The sequence below is a fragment of the Paraburkholderia phymatum genome (assembly GCF_040965635.1).
Taxonomy (GTDB): Bacteria; Pseudomonadota; Gammaproteobacteria; order Burkholderiales; family Burkholderiaceae; genus Paraburkholderia; species Paraburkholderia phymatum_B.
In genome coordinates this window covers 156923-173094 of the sequence record NZ_JBFRCH010000001.1, presented here as the reverse complement: position 1 = coordinate 173094, position 16172 = coordinate 156923, and the positions used below count along the sequence as shown (strand labels likewise).

Below are 16172 nucleotides of genomic sequence, written 5' to 3'. Positions count from 1 at the left end.
GAGTTGCGGAATGATGGCAGGACGACAGTGGTATCGGTGCCGCCGACTCCTGTCGCGCCTGGATTACTTCAGCGCGGTGTCAGGGTACTCCTTCAACACGGCATAAAGCTGCCTCGCGGCAGCGATGGGCTCTTGTGGTGATTGTTCTTCGGCCATAGCCCCGTATCCGCGTGTCAATTGCTCAGCGACACCGAGCCGTCGTCTAGTTCGAGCGATTCTATCGTGCATAGCCTCATCCCTCTGGCTTCCCATCCAAATTCCAACTTGACGGCATCCGGCTTTGGCTAGAGGACCGCGGATGAATCGTCTGCTGACCATTGCGATCGCTTGCGACACAAACACAGCGTTGGCGAATGACCGATGTCGGCTGATAAATCCGACCGGAGTCGGCGGCCAGTTGCGGTTGTTGCCAGCTTGAATCGCAACGTCGGCAGTGAACCTCGTAGTAGTCGTTGCCGCGGATCGGTGAGGCTGGCCTTGACAGAGCGAGCAGGAGTCGGACTAGACTTAGCCCGTGATGCGCATTTTAGGGAGCTAGCTACCGATGCCAGCCGGAATCCGGCGGCAACCGAAACGCCTTTTCGTATCTTATCTTCAGAGCCTCAATCTAGCTTCTCGATGTTTGCACGCAGCATGCCGAGCTCGAGGGCGATCTGGCGCGTACCAAGCATGCGTGCCGGATTGGGAAAGCACTTCGCGACTGGTGTGTTGTCGGCGACGCGATAGACGCGCCACAATTCGTAGCGATCCCGCTCGCGTAACGCCCTCTCGAACTCCTTGCGCGACCAGTCGAACCGGCCATCGACGCCCGAAGTCGATTTTACTTCGATCCAACGCGGCGGAGCACAGCATGCTTGCAGTTCTCGCACGCTCGGCTCACCGTAGAGCGAGATTGACCGACGTTGACCAAATTGGGTTACATAGCAGTTACACGGCGTCCAGAAACACAAAAGGGTTACAGGCAAATCGCCTGTAACCCTTTGATTTTATTGGTGGAGCGGATGAGGATCGAACTCACGACCTTCGCATTGCGAACGCGACGCTCTCCCAGCTGAGCTACCGCCCCCACGATCACGCGATTCTAGCACAGCGCATTCTTAATGCACCAGCGCACAACCAGCGTCATTTAGCCGGCGCCCCAGCCAGCACCCAATCGACGACGATGCGGATATCCGCATCGCTCATCGCCGGATGGGCCGGCATCGGAATCGCGCCCCACACGCCGGACCCGCCATCCTTCACCTTACGCGCGAGCATTGTGGGAGCCCCGGCATTGCCCTTGTACTTCTCCGCGACCTGTTGAAACGAAGGTCCAACGAGTTTTCGATCGACAGCGTGACACCCCATGCACGCATTGCTTCGCGCGATCGCGAGCCCACGCGGCGTATCGGCAGCGGACGCAGACACCGAAAACACCCCCACAGCCAATGTCATCAATACTCTGCCCAGCCCGCGCCCGACAAGGAAGCCGAACCTCATTGCGCCGCCTTAGGATTGCCCGGATGAACAGACGTCGAATTGCTGACGGGCGCAGGCGACTGCTGTTCCAATGGGCGCGAAGTCACCGACGAATCCGGCACCGCCCCCGCCGTCACATCCGCAGCTTCCGGTTGCGCGGCGGCCGCCGGCGGACCGGAAGCAGCCGAAGCAGTCCCCGCCGATGCAGCCACCGCCTCCTGCGGCTGGATGTACTGGAATACCTTCACAACCTGCACGACGCCCGGTACCCGGCTCGCGACATCCGCGCCCCGGTTGCCTTCATCAGCGGTCACGAGCCCCATCAGATACAGCGTCCCACGCTCGCACACCACCTTGTAGTTGTTCGCCGAAATGTTCTTCTCGGCGATCAGCGCCGTCTTCACGCGCCCCTCGAGATACGTGTCATTGCTGCGCGACGAGAAATCGCTCGCCGGCGCAATGGCCAGCTCGTTGACGATCGCATTCACGTTGTTGAGGCTTCGCACGACGCTTTCCGCGCGCGCCTTCGACACCTCGCCGGCCACTTCGCCCGTCAGCAGCACGCGCCGGTTGAACACCGTCACGTTCACGTGCGCATTGTCCGGCAGGTTCTGGCTGATCAGCGACATCGCCTTGACCTGGATCTCGCGGTCTTCCGTCTGCGCGCCGAGCGTGCGCCGATCGGTCGCGACGAGCGCGCTGCCGCCGGCCGCCGCGCCGAGAGCCAGCACGCACCCCTGCAGCGTCGCGGCCAGTCCGGCGACGAGCCCAACCACCAGCGTGGTCCTCACAAACGTACTCTTCACGCGATATGCGCTCATCAACTCGCTCTCCTTCGGAATCATTCTTCACCGAGCAACATGGCATCGATGCCGTCGCACAGACTATGGATCGTCAACAGATGCACTTCCTGCACGCGCGCCGTCCGATCGGACGGCGCGCAAAGATGGATGTCGGTATCGTGCAGTACTTCATTGATCTTTCCGCCGCCCTTGCCCGACAGCACGACGACGATCATCTCGCGGTCGTGCGCATCTTCGATGGCGGCGAGGATATTCGCGGGATTGCCGGATGTCGAGATGGCGAACAGCACGTCGCCCGGCTGTCCGAGCGCACGAATCTGCGTCGCGAAGATCTGATCGAGCGAGGCGTCGTTGGCAATGCCAGTGAGGACCGACGAATTCGTCGTCAGCGCGATGGCGGGCAACGCCGGCCGTTCGCGCTCGAAGCCGCCGATCAGTTCGGCGGCGAAGTATTGCGCGCCGGCAGCGGACCCGCCGTTGCCGCACGCCAGAATCTTGTTGCCGTTCGCGAGCGCGGCAAACATCGTGTCGACGGCCGCCGCAATCGGCATCGACAGGCTTTCTAATGCTGCGAGTGTGACTGCCGCGCTGTCGCGGAAGTGTTGTTGAATGCGTTCGACTGACATCGACTCTCTATCGTGTACTGCATGCGTCACCCGCCCGGCGACGCTGGTTCATGTTGACGTTTGTCCTTCCCCGCGCGACTGCATACGGCGCGCTCCAATTGGCGCGCTCCGATACGATAGCGCGCCGCCCCGTGCGCGTCCGCAAGTTTATCGTACTCACACTGCGAATCCGGCGCCTCAACAGTCGCCAGCGCAGTCGTCCGCGCGAAAAGCATCGCGCAGCCATAGCAGACGTCCGCGCTCGAACGCAATTACATCGAAGCGGCACGCGGGCATCGCGCCATCGTGCGCGGACAAAAAGTGCTGCGCTGCGCGCACGATGCGTTGCTGCTTGCGCCACGCGACGCTCGCCGCCGCGCCGCCGTATCGGCTTTGCGCGCGCGCCCGCACCTCGACGAACACCAGCGCGCCGTCCGGCTCCTTCATCACGAGATCGATTTCGCCGCCACGGCAAACGACATTGCGCGCGACGAATCGCAAGCGCTGCCGCTGAAGGAATGTCATCGCGCGCGTTTCGAATGCTGCTCCGACGGTTTTGGACCGGGCGCCATCGGAAAAGTTGTTCGCGCGGCTCCCGCCATCACGCGTGTGCCCTTGTGCACGCGCGGCTGCGTGGCACAATGTCGGCCTTGTTTCGTGTGTCTGCGTCTTTCGTGTCATGACTCCTCTTTCCGAACTCGCGCAAGGGCAGCACTATCCCGCTTCCGCGCTCTATGTCGTGGCGACGCCGATCGGCAACATCGCCGACATCACGTTGCGCGCGCTGCACGTTCTCGGTCTCGTCGATCGTATCGCCGCCGAGGACACGCGCAACACAGGACAACTGCTGTCGCGCTACGGCATCGCGAAGCCGCTCGTCGCCGTGCATCAGCACAACGAACGCGAGGCCGCGCAGCGCATCGTCGAGTATCTGCGGGCAGGCGAGCGCATCGCGTATGTCTCCGATGCGGGCACGCCCGGCATTTCCGATCCGGGCGCAAAACTCGTCGATGCCGTACGCGAAGCCGGTTTCGCCGTCGTGCCGCTGCCCGGCGCAAGCGCGCTCGCGACCGCACTCAGCGTGGCAGGCGACTGGGTCTCGACGTTCACGTTTCTCGGCTTCCTGCCGACCAAAGCCAAACAACGAGCTGCCGCGCTCGCGCCGCTCGCGAAGCATCCGCACGCGATGGTGTTCTACGAAGCGCCACATCGCATCGTCGAAACGGTGCAGGCGCTCGCTGATGCCTTTGGCGGCGAACGGCGTCTGTTGATTGGCCGCGAGTTGACAAAGTTACATGAGGGATTGCATCGCTGCACCCTGGCCGAAGGGCCTAAGTGGCTCGAAGAAGATGCGAACCGGCAGCGTGGAGAATTCGTGCTGGTCGTAGAAGGCGCGCGCGTCGATGCCGAAGACGAGCACGATCACGACGCGCTGCTGGGTTTGTTGCTGGAGGAGTTGTCGGTGAGCAGCGCGGCGAGGATTGCGGCAGCACTCACGGGCTCATCGCGCAACACGTTGTACACGCGCGCGCTCGCGCTGAAAAAGGACGACTGAAAGCAAAAAAGGGCTGCAATACCGCAGCCCTTTTTGCAGCCCTTCTCTTCGCGAAGATCGCGTCTCCGCAGCCATTCTGGCAATGACGAAACGAACTTATTTGTCGGTCGAATCGCTCTGGTTCGAAGCCAGGATCTGGTTCATCTCGGCCTTCGCCTCGCGCTGCGTCAGTCCTTCGATCTTCACGCGCGCCGTACCGATGCGAGCAAGGTGCAGGACTTTCGCGGCCGCATACGACAGATCGATCACCCGGCCACGCGCATACGGGCCGCGGTCGTTGATCCGCACGACGACGGCGTCGTTGGTCGCCGGGTTGGTCACGCGCACATACGAGCCGAGCGGCAGCGTGCGATGAGCCGCTGTCAGCGCGTGCATGTCGAAGCGCTCGCCGTTCGCCGTCTTGCGTCCGTGGAAGCCGCGGCCGTACCAGGACGCGCGACCCAGTTGATGGAAGTCGGCGATATTGGGACCGTCCGTCAGCGGCTCAGCGTCCGCGAGCTTGCCCTTCTGACCTGCCGCATCCGGCAGTTCTTTCAAACCTGAACCATACGACAGCGGCGCGAGCGCAGCTTGCGCGTCCTTCGTTGCCGCGGAGACACCGCTGGCCTGGGTGTTCGCGCCCGGAGGCACCGCACAGCCGGCCAGTGCCAAAAAGGCAAAAACGCTCCCAACGCGTCGGGGTAGCCGAGTTTTCATAATACGAATTGATACAAATGCGAGCCGCATCACGCGAATGGCTGCGTGTTTGCTTGCGACTCCGGCGGCAAGGGTCCAGCGCGCGCTGCGCAACGCTGGCGCAGAACGACAAAAGCCCGGACGCGGCACATTCAGCCGCAACCGCACGGTTAGTTTTCACGTCTGACGCAACCTGTCCCCGCAGATTCGCCAGACCCCACAAGCCGCCATCGAACGTTCACACGCTCAGCGCCGGAAACACACAGCGCTCAGGAAGGCGGCGTAGGCCCCATCCGGCGTTACGGCAGCGAGGCCGTAGCAGGCGCGTGGCACCTGGCTGGACAGGACGTGCGCATCGATAAAAGCGATCGATGCTGGATTTGCCATCGGATACACCCGACAGCACTTGCTTGATGGTGAATCAGCACCGTTCATTCCCGTTTCATATGACGAAACGGCAGCTGCTCACCCGTAAGACAGCGCGGTCTCCCACGCTCGATACGCGCATTATAGCAAAAACCCAATTCCGCGTTCCCTACCTGTTGATTTCGTCGATGAATTCTCACTATTACTGTAAAAATGGGCATTCGCCACTCGGCTTTCCGGCCAATGGCACGTCCCGCGACGGTCGGTACAATCGAGCTTTTCACGCACCGCGCCGCCACTCATGAAAGTCACCCTGATCCCCGTCACGCCGTTCCAGCAGAACAGTTCGCTGCTCGTCTGCGAGCAGACCGGGCGCGCGACCGTCGTCGATCCGGGCGGCGATCTCGATATCATCAAGGGCGAGGTGGAGCGCCAGAAAGTGTCGGTCGAAAAGGTGCTGCTGACGCACGGCCACATCGATCATTGCGCCGGCGCGAAGACGCTCGCCGCGCATTACGGCGTGCCGGTCGAAGGTCCGCATGTCGACGAGCGTTTCTGGCTCGACAAGCTGCCCGAACAAAGCACGCGCTTCGGCTTTCCCGCTGCAGATGCGTTCGAGCCGGACCGCTGGCTCGACGACAACGACACGGTGACGTTCGGCAACGAAACGCTCGAGGTCTATCACTGCCCTGGCCACACGCCAGGGCACGTGATCTTCTTCAGCCGCGCGCATCGTCTCGCGCTGGTCGGCGACGTGCTGTTCGCGGGCTCGATCGGACGCACGGACTTTCCGCGCGGAAATCACGGTGATCTGATCCGCTCGATCCGCGAAAAGCTCTGGCCTCTCGGCGACGACGTCACCTTCGTCCCGGGCCACGGTCCGACATCGACATTCGGTGACGAGCGGCGCACGAATCCGTACGTCGCGGACGGAGTGGGCGCATGACTGCGGAAATCTATGTGAGCACCGACGTCGAAGCGGACGGCCCGATTCCCGGCCCGCATTCGATGCTGAGCTTCGCATCGGCGGCTTATACGGCGGACAAGCAGCTGATCGGCACGTTCTCGGCGAATCTCGAATTGCTCGAAGGCGCGGCGCCGCATCCCGTACAGGAAGCATGGTGGAAGACGCAGCCCGAAGCGTGGGCCGCGTGCCGCAAGGACTTGCAGCAGCCGGAGGCCGCGCTCGTCGCGTATGTCGAGTGGGTCGAGGCGTTGCCGGGCAAGCAGGTGTTCGTGGCGATGCCGGCGGGCTTCGATTTCACGTTCATGTTCTGGTACATGATGCGTTTTGCCGGCCGCTGCCCGTTCTCGTGGTCCGCGCTCGACATCAAGACGCTCGCGTTCGCGATGACGGGGCTGCCGTATCGCAAGTGCATCAAGCCGCGTTTTCCGAAGCACTGGTTCGACGATCATCCGCACACGCACGTAGCGCTCGACGACGCCATCGAGCAAGGCGCGCTCTTTTGCAATATGCTCGCCGACCTGCGGGCGCGTCAGAGCTTGATCTTGTCCGATGCTGAAGGGGACGACTCAGCAGAAAACGCCAACGACCCGGCGCGAAATTAGGTAATCTCCCTCACCAAGGGCAGCTTCGGTTGCGTTTCGTTTTCCGTGCCTCTAACATTGACGAAAAGGCGACGCGAAAACGGAGGCGCAGTTGACACTCGATACGTTCTCTCAAAAGATCCTGCGTCTTTTGCAGCTCGACGCGCGCCGTTCGGTGCAGGAAATATCCGATCAGGTCGGGCTCTCCAGCACACCATGCTGGCGCCGCATCAAGGACATGGAGCAATCGGGCATCATCCAGCGCTACACAGCGCTGCTCGACCGCGAAAAACTCGGTCTCCATGTCTGCGCGCTTGCGCATATCCACCTCACGCGTCACACGGAAGGCGGCGTCGAACAGTTCGAGCGGGAAATCGCCACCTGCCCGGAAGTGACCGAGTGCTATAGCACGACAGGCGAATCGGATTACATCCTGAAGATCGTCGCGCCCGACATCAAGGCGTACGACACCTTCCTTCACGACCGCATCTTCAAGATTCCCGCCGTCGCACAGGTGCGCACGAGCGTCGTGCTGCGCGAGATCAAGTTCGATACGCAGTTGCCGCTCTGAAGCCGCCGCGCAGGCGACGGCTCACGCATCGCCGCGCGGCTCGCGCGCGAGTTCCTCGCCGGCCGTCGATACATCGACCGCGTGCGTGACGTTCAGCTTGCGCGCGCCCAGCTTGCGCTTGAGCGCATCGAGATCGACCCGCGCAAGTTGCTGCGCTTCGCTTTCGAGCGCGCCGAGCCTCGACGGCTGCAGCGTGACCTCGACGTCGAGCCCCGTGCTGAGATAGTGCAAGTTCACCGTGGCCGCCGTGAGCCCTTGCGCGGCGAGCGCCGATTCGACTTCAGCGGCGATCTTCGCACGCGGCGGCAAATTGACGGGCGGCCGCGCGATCGCATCATTTTCCGGGTCCACGTGAATCAGCGCGTCGAGCACGCGGCTGTCGGCCAGCACGCGCGAGCGCGCCGTTTCCGCGATGTAGTGGCCTTCGGAAACCGAGATCATCGGATCGACGAGAATGTGCGCGTCGACGAGCGCGAAGTCGCCCATCTTGCGCGTACGCAACTCGTGCACGTCGCGCACGCCGGGCGTCGACATCAGCCGCGTGCGCAGATCGGCCGTGGCCGATTCGTCGAGCGCGCGATCAGACAGATCCTGTAGCGCGTCCCAGCCGAACGTCCAACCCATGCGCGCGACCATGAAGCCGACGATGGCCGCGGCGATGGGATCGAGCAGTCTCACGCCGGCAAGGCTCCCGAGAATGCCGAGCGCAACCACCAGCGACGACGCCGCGTCCGACCGCGCATGCCACGCGTTCGCAATCAGCATCGCGGAACGCACGCGCTGCGCCTCATGCAGCATGTAGCGAAAGAGCCCTTCCTTCGACAGCAGCACGACCACGGCCACGGCCAGCGCACTCATATGCACGGCCGGGATGTGTTGGAGATCGGTGAGCCGCGTGCCCGCGCGCCACAACATGCCGACGCCGACCGAGATCAGCAATCCGCCTAGAAAAAGCGAAGCAACCGTTTCGTAGCGGCTATGTCCGTAATTGTGATCGGCGTCCGGTTCGGCGCCGCTATGTCGATTGGCGATCAATACGACAAAATCCGAAATAAGATCGGCAAGCGAATGCACGCCGTCCGCGACGAGTGCCTGGGAATGCGCAATTACGCCCACGACGATCTGTACCGACATCAACACCATATTGAGTCCGATGCTGACGTAAGTGCTTTTGCGTGCGACGCGCTGTTTTTCCGCCGATTGCTCGGCCACGTTGGAAGGCATGTGAAAGAAAGCAGGTTGTATAGTTTAATTCTACCCGCTGCTTGGTGAAGCCGCCGTTAAACGAAGAAAAAACATCTTTCAAATCATGTGCTTATCAAAACGCGAAGCATTCTCATTGTGCGCCGGCGCGTTGCGTATGAAGTTCAATAGCGCAGTCGGGTAATCATAGGCCAATAAAAAACCGCAACCCGAAAAGCGCTGCGGTTTTGTTTAATGCATAGCTCGCGAGAGGAGCATTAAGTCATATTATTTCTCGATGAGAAATTTTTCGCGATCCTGACCTGCGATCCAGCGCGGCGGCTTACCACGGCCCGACCATGTGCTTCCACTGGCGGGATCGCGATATTTCGGCGCAACTCCAGCGCGCGGACGCGACGCCGCCTTCGCCGCCTTTGCACGGCTACCGCCGAGTTCAGCCAAAGTAATGCCGTAATCAGCCATTTTCTGCTTGATTTCGTTTAGCACTTCCGCATATTCGCGCGCTTTCGCCTCTTCGATCTGCTTCTCGAGCTTTTCGCGCTGCGCGAGTAGTTCCCTGTAGGAGGACATAGTTCCCTTGTGGTTCGATAAATGGACGACGGTCTGTGCCGATTAGTCCGGAAAGTGATCATGCCTCGGATTTTGCTGGCGAGATTAACACAAAATAGAAACCGGAGAAAAGACTCCAAGCGAAATTAATTAATCTCAATTTCATAAACTTTCACCACCGTCACAATTGTCAAGCCGCATCGCTCTATTACTCTTTCCCTGAAAAACCTGGCCTGGTAATAAGGCTCCAATTAACTGGCAAAAGATGAAAAACAAGAGTTAATTTACTCTGGAACATTTCATGCCGTGCGAACTTGCACCATGAAATGCAAAATCATCTTTTACAGTGACGTTAAAGGCTGCGATCGAACGGGATTCACGACCCCGTCATCTGTTCGATGCAATCCTCCAATGACGCGCGCAGGGTATTTTCATCGGGTGCAGGCGTCTCGAACGGAACACGGCTGCGTGCGCCTGTCAGTTCGAGGTCGACGCCGTAGCGGTCCACTCCCTCCAATCGCACATGCGGCGGCCGGCGCGGATGACGCTCGAAGAATTCGACCAGCCTCTCTTCTTCGTCGAACGACACCGGGCCGAGCGGATCGAGTTCATCCGCAGTCAGCCAACCCATCGCGCCAAAGCCGCCGATGTAGCGCATGCGTTCGACCGACATCACCCAGAACGAGAAATCGCCCAGCACGAGATAGCGCCCGGCGTCCGGGTGATAGCGGAGGTAGCGGTGGATCACGGGCGGCGACGGCTCGACGTGCTCGAACGTGCCGATCAGCGTGATCCGCTGGCCGTTGAGCACATCGCCGTCCGGCGCATGGACGATCAGGAAACCGGCGCGCGGGTCGGAATGCAGATTGCGCGTGTGTTCGGCAAGCCGGCTCACGAGGATGGTCGGGCGGTGGCACGCGTCGGGCGCAAACGGCAGCACGGTCGGATACGGAAAGCCTTGCGGCTGACGCGCGTGCGTCGCGAGCGTGCCAATCGAAGCCCGATGCAGCAGATGCAACGGTGCGTGAGCAGGGATGTTCAAGTGCGCGCCCTCGGTGGAGTGGATGCGGCGGCGGGCGAAGAATCCAATGGATGAGCCGATGCGATGCAGACGCGCCGCGCGTGGAAAGTCAATATTAGTTCAAGGGCTTGCCGGCACGACGCGGGATGCTTCGCTAGAATCCAAAATCGCTTTCAGCGCGCTTTCCCTCCTGCTGTCGTCCCTTTCACCGAGATCTCCGTGTCCGATCGTCCGTCCGATTCCGCCTCGCTGCCCGCCGCGCACCGCAATCTGCCCGTCGGCGCGCGCAACCGCGCCCGCTACGCAACGATGGCGCTCTTTTTCATCGCGGGGATGATGTATGCGTCATGGGGCGTTCATGTGCCGACGGTGCGCGACCGTTTCCATCTGAATCCCGCGATGCTGTCACTCGCGCTTTTCGCGGTCGCGGGCGGCTCGATCGGCGCGATGGTGACGAATGCGCCATGGATTGCGCGCGTCGGCACGCGCCGCGCGTGTCTCGCGGGCGGGCTCGCGATGTCGGCTTGCGGCGCGTTGATCCTCGTTGTCCCGTGGTACTGGATGCTGCTCGTCGTGCTCGCGATCTTCGGCGCGGGCATGGCGACACTCGACGTCGCGATGAACGCCGAGGCGAGCGCGGTCGAAGAGGCGCTAGGCCGGCCGATCATGTCGTCGCTGCACGGGATGTTCAGCGCCGGCGGGATGGCGGGCGCGGCTGTCGGCGGCACGGCGCTCGCGCACGGCATGGCGCCCGCGCTGCATCTGCTGCTCGCATCGCTCGTCAGCGCGGGCGTGCTCGTCGCCGCGTGTCCTGCCGTGTTGCCGCATGTGCCGCACGCCGAGCATCCGGATGCGCTCACGCCGCGCGCGAACCGCTGGCGCTCGCCGGCGCTGTGGGCGCTCGGCGCAATCGCGCTGATCGCGCTGATCGCCGAAGGCGCGATGTACGACTGGGCGACCGTCTATATGCGCGACGTCGTTGCATCGACGCCCGCTGTCGCCAGCGCGGCCTATGCGGCCTTCTCCGGCGGAATGGCGGCCGCACGTTTCGCCGGCGACGCCGTGCGCGCGCGTTTCGGCGCGCCGCAGCTGACCGCCGCGAGCGCGTCGCTTGCGTGCGCGGGCATGATCGGCGCGCTGCTCCTGCCGAATGCTGTCGCCGCGCTGACGGGCTTCACGATGATGGGCCTCGGGCTCGCCAACATGATGCCGGTGCTGTTCGCGGCAGCCGCGCGCGTGAAAGGCATTCACGCCGCCGAAGGCCTCGCGCATGTGGCGGGCCTCGCGTACTTCGGCCTGCTGCTCGGGCCGGTGATCATCGGCGGCGTCGCGCAGGTGACGAATCTGCCGATCGGCCTGTCCGTCGTCGCGCTGTGCGCGGCGCTCGTCGCGTTCATCGGGCCGAAGGTGTTGCGCTGGCTCGGCATCTGAGCGCCTCCGCTCGCGTTGGGCTCGCTGGCGCGTCGTGCGGCGCGACGTTACGTAACGTACTACGCGATGCGCGCGACGTTTCACCTTGCGCCACCTCCCGGCAAATCTGCACGCATTCCGCCCTTCGCACTGAACCCATTGATTTTGTTAGGGTTCCAGACGATGCCAAGCGATGGCAAGCGCCGTGTGCGCAATGGCATAGGTTTGCTCAAACATCAGACGATGCGCGACGCTGACATGCTCATCGCCTCACCCGAACAAATAACGACGGCAATCGGCGCGTCAGGGAGGACGGCGGACGGCGACAGCGGTCCGCCGTATTTATCGCCGCATCGTTGCCTGGCGCGATGAGCGAGCGCCGCTCCGTCTCGATCAGTCACAGTTCTTGAAACGTGCTGTACGTCTGCCCGAAGTCGTTGCGTTCGAGAAAATTCGTGTAGGTCATCGTCACCGACGCGTCGAGCGCTTCGACGTAATGCCACCAGCCGATCGGCAGAAACAGCAGTTCGCCCGGTTCGAGCGTGCACTCGATCATTCGCACCTGCTGGACGGAAGGAAAGCGCTCGACGTCGATCGCGCCGCCGTCGATCTGCGAATAGCAATGCAGATGGTTGTACATGTGCGCGGTATCGGTGAACGGCACCAGCAGCACGCGCTTGCGTCCGACCACCTGCGCCATCATGTTGTTGGTCAGATCGTGATGGAAAGGGGTCTTCGTGCCGGCCGGTCCAAACCAGAAAAAGCCCGCGTCGGCGGCGCTCGCATCCAGATACTCGCGAACCGGTAGCACATCGGTCCATAACGCCGCGAGCGCCTCACGGTTGCGCGACGCGTTGTTCGCCGTCATATAGAAGTCGTTCGTCACGCCGCTCTGCTCGACGAGATCGACGTAGTCGCGAAAACGCATTGTGCGCTTCAACGCGGGCTGGTTGATCTCATAGTCGGCGTCCGCATTGCGCCCAAACTGCACCTCGACTACCGCGTCACCGCAGCGCGCGCGAAAGTAGTCGAAATTCCATCGCTCGCGCGCGGGCCACGAATCGAACATGGCCGTAATGATCACAGGCCGGTTCTGGAAATAGAACTGCTCGTAAAACGCATCGCGCGGCAGACGCGCGCATCGTTCGATGGAATCCGCTCCGGCGCGCAAGCGATTCAGGTCGCCGTACACGGAAAGCATCCATTCGCGCTTGCGCAAACGATTGCGCAAGCGCGAACCGGCTTGAAAATAAGGGCTTTTCAGCGTGCTATCGATTTCGCATATTGCGTTATCGTGCTCGAACCCGTGTTGAACGAGCAAGGCATGCACGGTTTCGGGCGCTGCGTCGAGCAACAGATTTTCGGCGATCCAGCGACGCCATTCGTCATCGATCAGACGTGTCACGACAGCCCTCAAACGTTGATGTCCCGTCCGACAATATCTCCGGCATTGCGTACGAACGTGCAAAGCGATGCGCAAGGCGTGCGCCCGCGAAGCAAGCCCGACTCGCATGAAAAACAAAAGGCACGCGGGTCGAAACCCGCGTGCCTTCCTGGCGCCTTCCGGCCGGCTTGCGTCAGACGGAAAGCGGCGAGCCGCTCATCCGTCCGCGACAACCGCTCTTACATCTTGACGACGTCGAGCAGCGTCTTCTTGCCTGCCTTGTAGTTGTACAGCGAGATCACGCCATGCTTCAGGTCGCCCTTCGAGTCGAACGTGGTTTCGCCGATCACACCCTTGTAGTCGGTGTTCGGCATCGCTGCGAGGATCTTCGACGGATCGGTCGAGTTCGAACGCTTCATTGCGTCGACGATGATGTACACAGCGTCATACGTGAACGGAGCGTAGATCTGGATCGGCTGGCCGAAGCGCTTCTGATACTTCGCCTGGAACGCCGCGCCGCCTTCCATCTTCTCGAGTGCCATGCCAGCTTCCGAGCAGACGATATTGTCGGTTGCGTCGCCTGCCAGGTCAGACAGCTTGTCGGTACACACGCCGTCGCCAGCCAGCACCTTCGCGCGCAGGCCGAGCTGCTTCGCCTGCTTCGCGAACGGGCCGCCCGTTGCGTCCATGCCGCCGTACATGATCGCGTCCGGGTTTTCGCCCTTGATCTTCGTCAGAATGGCGCGGAAGTCGACAGCCTTGTCGTTCGTCGCGTCGTGCGACAGCACGTTCAGACCCAGCGACTTGGCCGTCTTCTCGAATTCATTTGCGAGACCCTGGCCGTAAGCCGTCGAGTCGTCGACGATCGCGACGCTCTTCACCTTCAGCACCTTGCCTGCGTAGTTAGCCAGTGCCGGACCTTGCTGCGCGTCGGTCGCCACGACGCGGTACGTCGTCTTGAAGCCCTGTTGCGTGTATGCCGGGTTCGTTGCCGACGGCGAGATCTGGACGATGCCTGCATCGCTGTAGATCTTCGAAGCCGGAATCGACGTGCCCGAGTTCAGGTGGCCGACGACGGCGACAACCTTGTCGTCGACCAGCTTCTGCGCGACCTGCGTAGCCGTACGCGGGTCGGCTGCGTCGTCCTGTGCGTCCAGTTGAAGCGTGACCTTCTGGCCGCCGACCGTCAGGCCCTTCGCGTTGATTTCCTCGACTGCGAGACGTGCGCCATTCTCGTTGTCCTTGCCCAGGTGAGCGATGCCCCCAGTCAAGGGTGCAACATGGCCGATCTTGACAACGGTGTCGGCCGAAGCCGTCGTCGCCAACGTTGCAAACAGCATCGCCGCAGCGCTGATCGGCAACAGCTTTTGAATTTTGATGTTCATGTAAGTCTCCGATTTCGGTCCCAAAAACAACGTAATCGCCCTTGTGCCCCGCTTCCTTCACGTGTCGCTCAAATCCCGTGGACGACTCCGCCGGATGCATCGTTCATGCACTTGGCAAGCACGCGTTCCAGCCTGTTTGTGGCAGGTGGCGCCCCGCGCTTGCGCGCAAGTGTAGGCCATCAAATTAATTTGTGGGGTTTTTTTGAGTAAGTGGGAACACTACCAATAGCGTTTGTCCCATTTAGTCGTGAATCGGGCCACAACGCTGTTCCGGAAGCGCCAATCCGCGGGGCTCTCGGGAACACGAGGCTTTCTTCTATAACGTGGGCCTCAAGCTTTGCCGGCATCGTCCGTTAATGCGCCGGATATGCGCCGATCCCGTCATAACGCGTGAACGCAAACGTGATAAAGAAGCCCTGAGAACATTCTCGTTTTTTCTGATTAGCCAATCGCATATATAGGAGTAGGTGCAAGCGCTACCTTCTGTGTTTGACGCGCGCGCGTGCCCATGGCTCTCACACGAAACTCCCGGTAGAGCGCCCCGATCAGTATCACCGGACACACGCTTTCTCAGCGCTTGCGTCGAATCGGCTCATTCAGGATCGCGTTCCTCAGACGAGTGCGTGGACACGTGCGCAACTGATGCGTCGACGCTTGCGAAGCCTGCGCAGCAGGACGGGCGAACCATCGCAATCGTTTCAATCCGCTTACGGGAGCGGCGCCGTCGGCGAAGCGCGTCCAGTCAACCGTCAGCGCGCGGGAGCGCCCGCTGCAGCTGCCTTCCTTTGATGGCACACTGAGCGCCCGCCGCGGGCCAGGCGCGCGCAAACGATTGTCTGCCCGCAGCACAGTCCGACAGCAGCGGCCCCGACCGTGGCATCCCGTTTATGCAAGGAGAAAAAACGTGAGCGTGACTTCCCGATGGATCGACATTCCGACCGGCAATGATTCGTTTGGCGCCTACATGTCGACGCCGAAAAGCGGCAAGGGTCCGGCCGTCATCATCATTCAGGAGATCTTCGGCGTGAACGGCCACATTCGCGACGTCGTCGATCAATATGCGCAGGACGGCTATATCGCGATCGCACCGGACATTTTCTGGCGCACGCAGCCGCGCGTCGAACTCGGGTACGTGGGCGCGGACCGCGACAAGGGCATCGAGATCCTGCAAAAGACCAACGTCGAACTCGCTGTCGCGGACATCGGCGCAACAGCGGCTGCGCTGCGCGCGATGCCCGAAGTGACGGGCAAGGTTGCGGGCATCGGCTACTGCTTCGGCGGACGTCTCGCTTATCTGGCAGCAGCGGAAGGTACGCTCGATATCGCTGTGTCGTACTACGGCGGCGGCATCCAGAATCAGCTGGACAAGGCGCCGCAGATCAAGGTGCCGATGCAGTTCCACTACGGCGAGCTGGACCACGGCATTCCGCTGTCGGCAGTCGGCGAAGTGAAGGAGCGCTTCGCGGGCCGCGACGACGCCGAGCTGTACATCTACCCGAACGCCGATCACGGCTTCAACTGCACCGAGCGCGCGAGCTATCACCAGCACTCGGCAGCGCTCGCGCACGGCCGCACGCTGACTTTCCTCGCCACCCACGCGTAAGTTACGCTAGAGGCGTGACGTGGCTGCGTCGCGCCT

17 protein-coding genes and 1 tRNA gene are annotated in these 16172 nt (G+C 61.8%); 6 read left to right on the top strand and 12 right to left on the bottom strand.

Features of this window, described 5'->3' with window-relative positions:
- Window positions 1-602 precede the first annotated feature (602 nt).
- From AB4Y32_RS00835 to AB4Y32_RS00810, 6 genes are all read right to left on the bottom strand, one after another.
- The gene (locus AB4Y32_RS00835) at window positions 603-965 is read right to left on the bottom strand and encodes a DUF3883 domain-containing protein (protein ID WP_368719524.1); all 363 of its coding nucleotides are present in this window, start codon (window positions 963-965) and stop codon (window positions 603-605) included.
- A 25-nt stretch (window positions 966-990) separates the two neighbouring features.
- A tRNA-Ala gene (locus AB4Y32_RS00830) sits at window positions 991-1066 on the bottom strand.
- A 56-nt stretch (window positions 1067-1122) separates the two neighbouring features.
- The gene (locus tag AB4Y32_RS00825) at window positions 1123-1479 is read right to left on the bottom strand and encodes a c-type cytochrome (RefSeq protein WP_368719523.1); all 357 of its coding nucleotides are present in this window, start codon (window positions 1477-1479) and stop codon (window positions 1123-1125) included.
- The gene (locus tag AB4Y32_RS00820) at window positions 1476-2279 is read right to left on the bottom strand and encodes a BON domain-containing protein (RefSeq protein WP_368719522.1); all 804 of its coding nucleotides are present in this window, start codon (window positions 2277-2279) and stop codon (window positions 1476-1478) included. The genes AB4Y32_RS00825 and AB4Y32_RS00820 overlap by 4 nt, the downstream gene beginning before the upstream one ends.
- A gap of 20 nt (window positions 2280-2299) precedes the next feature.
- A complete protein-coding gene (locus AB4Y32_RS00815) occupies window positions 2300-2887 on the bottom strand; it encodes a phosphoheptose isomerase (RefSeq protein ID WP_368719521.1) in 588 nt (195 codons plus the stop codon).
- A gap of 177 nt (window positions 2888-3064) precedes the next feature.
- Complete coding sequence (locus AB4Y32_RS00810; protein ID WP_368719520.1) at window positions 3065-3547, bottom strand: YraN family protein; 483 nt, start codon at window positions 3545-3547, stop codon at window positions 3065-3067.
- Between AB4Y32_RS00810 and rsmI the strand changes: the two genes are divergently transcribed.
- Complete coding sequence (gene rsmI, locus AB4Y32_RS00805; protein WP_368719519.1) at window positions 3546-4421, top strand: 16S rRNA (cytidine(1402)-2'-O)-methyltransferase; 876 nt, start codon at window positions 3546-3548, stop codon at window positions 4419-4421. The two genes, AB4Y32_RS00810 and rsmI, sit on opposite strands and share 2 nt — an antisense overlap.
- 96 nt (window positions 4422-4517) lie before the next feature.
- Here the strand turns inward: rsmI and AB4Y32_RS00800 are convergent, their stop codons facing one another.
- Window positions 4518-5117, bottom strand: a complete 600-nt coding sequence (locus AB4Y32_RS00800; RefSeq protein WP_439899699.1) for a septal ring lytic transglycosylase RlpA family protein — start codon at window positions 5115-5117, stop codon at window positions 4518-4520.
- Between the two features lie 646 nt (window positions 5118-5763).
- Here AB4Y32_RS00800 and AB4Y32_RS00795 point away from each other — a divergent pair.
- The 3 genes from AB4Y32_RS00795 to AB4Y32_RS00785 all read left to right on the top strand — a co-directional run bounded on the left by AB4Y32_RS00795 (window position 5764) and on the right by AB4Y32_RS00785 (window position 7581).
- Complete coding sequence (locus AB4Y32_RS00795; RefSeq protein ID WP_368719518.1) at window positions 5764-6408, top strand: MBL fold metallo-hydrolase; 645 nt, start codon at window positions 5764-5766, stop codon at window positions 6406-6408.
- Window positions 6405-7031, top strand: a complete 627-nt coding sequence (locus AB4Y32_RS00790; protein WP_368719517.1) for an exonuclease — start codon at window positions 6405-6407, stop codon at window positions 7029-7031. Before AB4Y32_RS00795 ends, AB4Y32_RS00790 begins: the two co-directional genes overlap by 4 nt.
- 91 nt (window positions 7032-7122) lie before the next feature.
- Window positions 7123-7581: an Lrp/AsnC family transcriptional regulator gene (locus AB4Y32_RS00785; protein ID WP_012399541.1), complete on the top strand. Its 459-nt coding sequence runs from the start codon at window positions 7123-7125 to the stop codon at window positions 7579-7581.
- Between the two features lie 21 nt (window positions 7582-7602).
- Here the strand turns inward: AB4Y32_RS00785 and AB4Y32_RS00780 are convergent, their stop codons facing one another.
- The 3 genes from AB4Y32_RS00780 to AB4Y32_RS00770 all read right to left on the bottom strand — a co-directional run bounded on the left by AB4Y32_RS00780 (window position 7603) and on the right by AB4Y32_RS00770 (window position 10375).
- Window positions 7603-8805, bottom strand: a complete 1203-nt coding sequence (locus AB4Y32_RS00780) for a cation diffusion facilitator family transporter (protein WP_368719516.1) — start codon at window positions 8803-8805, stop codon at window positions 7603-7605.
- Between the two features lie 246 nt (window positions 8806-9051).
- Window positions 9052-9354, bottom strand: coding sequence for an H-NS histone family protein (locus tag AB4Y32_RS00775; RefSeq protein ID WP_368719515.1), 303 nt, complete (start codon window positions 9352-9354; stop codon window positions 9052-9054).
- A gap of 355 nt (window positions 9355-9709) precedes the next feature.
- Window positions 9710-10375 (bottom strand): HugZ family protein, encoded by a 666-nt coding sequence (locus tag AB4Y32_RS00770; RefSeq protein ID WP_368719514.1) that lies wholly within the window; start codon window positions 10373-10375, stop codon window positions 9710-9712.
- 198 nt (window positions 10376-10573) lie between these two features.
- Here AB4Y32_RS00770 and AB4Y32_RS00765 point away from each other — a divergent pair, with 198 nt between their 5' ends.
- Window positions 10574-11785 carry an MFS transporter gene (locus tag AB4Y32_RS00765; RefSeq protein ID WP_368719513.1) on the top strand — a complete coding sequence of 404 codons (1212 nt, stop codon included), beginning with the start codon at window positions 10574-10576 and terminating at the stop codon, window positions 11783-11785.
- Between the two features lie 376 nt (window positions 11786-12161).
- Here the strand turns inward: AB4Y32_RS00765 and AB4Y32_RS00760 are convergent, their stop codons facing one another.
- Window positions 12162-13160 carry a cupin-like domain-containing protein gene (locus AB4Y32_RS00760; protein ID WP_368719978.1) on the bottom strand — a complete coding sequence of 333 codons (999 nt, stop codon included), beginning with the start codon at window positions 13158-13160 and terminating at the stop codon, window positions 12162-12164.
- Between the two features lie 227 nt (window positions 13161-13387).
- Entirely contained in the window at window positions 13388-14533 is a 1146-nt protein-coding gene (locus AB4Y32_RS00755) for a branched-chain amino acid ABC transporter substrate-binding protein (protein ID WP_368719512.1), read from the bottom strand.
- Between the two features lie 904 nt (window positions 14534-15437).
- Between AB4Y32_RS00755 and AB4Y32_RS00750 the strand changes: the two genes are divergently transcribed.
- Window positions 15438-16136 carry a dienelactone hydrolase family protein gene (locus AB4Y32_RS00750; RefSeq protein WP_368719511.1) on the top strand — a complete coding sequence of 233 codons (699 nt, stop codon included), beginning with the start codon at window positions 15438-15440 and terminating at the stop codon, window positions 16134-16136.
- The last annotated feature ends 36 nt before the right edge of the window (window positions 16137-16172 follow it).

Coding starts and splice junctions, on each gene's coding strand:
- AB4Y32_RS00825 (WP_368719523.1), bottom strand. CDS start 1,479: ATGAGGTTCGGCTTCCTTGTCGGGCGCGGGCTGGGCAGAGTATTGATG.
- AB4Y32_RS00820 (WP_368719522.1), bottom strand. CDS start 2,279: ATGAGCGCATATCGCGTGAAGAGTACGTTTGTGAGGACCACGCTGGTG.
- AB4Y32_RS00815 (WP_368719521.1), bottom strand. CDS start 2,887: ATGTCAGTCGAACGCATTCAACAACACTTCCGCGACAGCGCGGCAGTC.
- rsmI (WP_368719519.1), top strand. CDS start 3,546: ATGACTCCTCTTTCCGAACTCGCGCAAGGGCAGCACTATCCCGCTTCC.
- AB4Y32_RS00810 (WP_368719520.1), bottom strand. CDS start 3,547: ATGACACGAAAGACGCAGACACACGAAACAAGGCCGACATTGTGCCAC.
- AB4Y32_RS00800 (WP_439899699.1), bottom strand. CDS start 5,117: ATGAAAACTCGGCTACCCCGACGCGTTGGGAGCGTTTTTGCCTTTTTG.
- AB4Y32_RS00795 (WP_368719518.1), top strand. CDS start 5,764: ATGAAAGTCACCCTGATCCCCGTCACGCCGTTCCAGCAGAACAGTTCG.
- AB4Y32_RS00790 (WP_368719517.1), top strand. CDS start 6,405: ATGACTGCGGAAATCTATGTGAGCACCGACGTCGAAGCGGACGGCCCG.
- AB4Y32_RS00780 (WP_368719516.1), bottom strand. CDS start 8,805: ATGCCTTCCAACGTGGCCGAGCAATCGGCGGAAAAACAGCGCGTCGCA.
- AB4Y32_RS00775 (WP_368719515.1), bottom strand. CDS start 9,354: ATGTCCTCCTACAGGGAACTACTCGCGCAGCGCGAAAAGCTCGAGAAG.
- AB4Y32_RS00755 (WP_368719512.1), bottom strand. CDS start 14,533: ATGAACATCAAAATTCAAAAGCTGTTGCCGATCAGCGCTGCGGCGATG.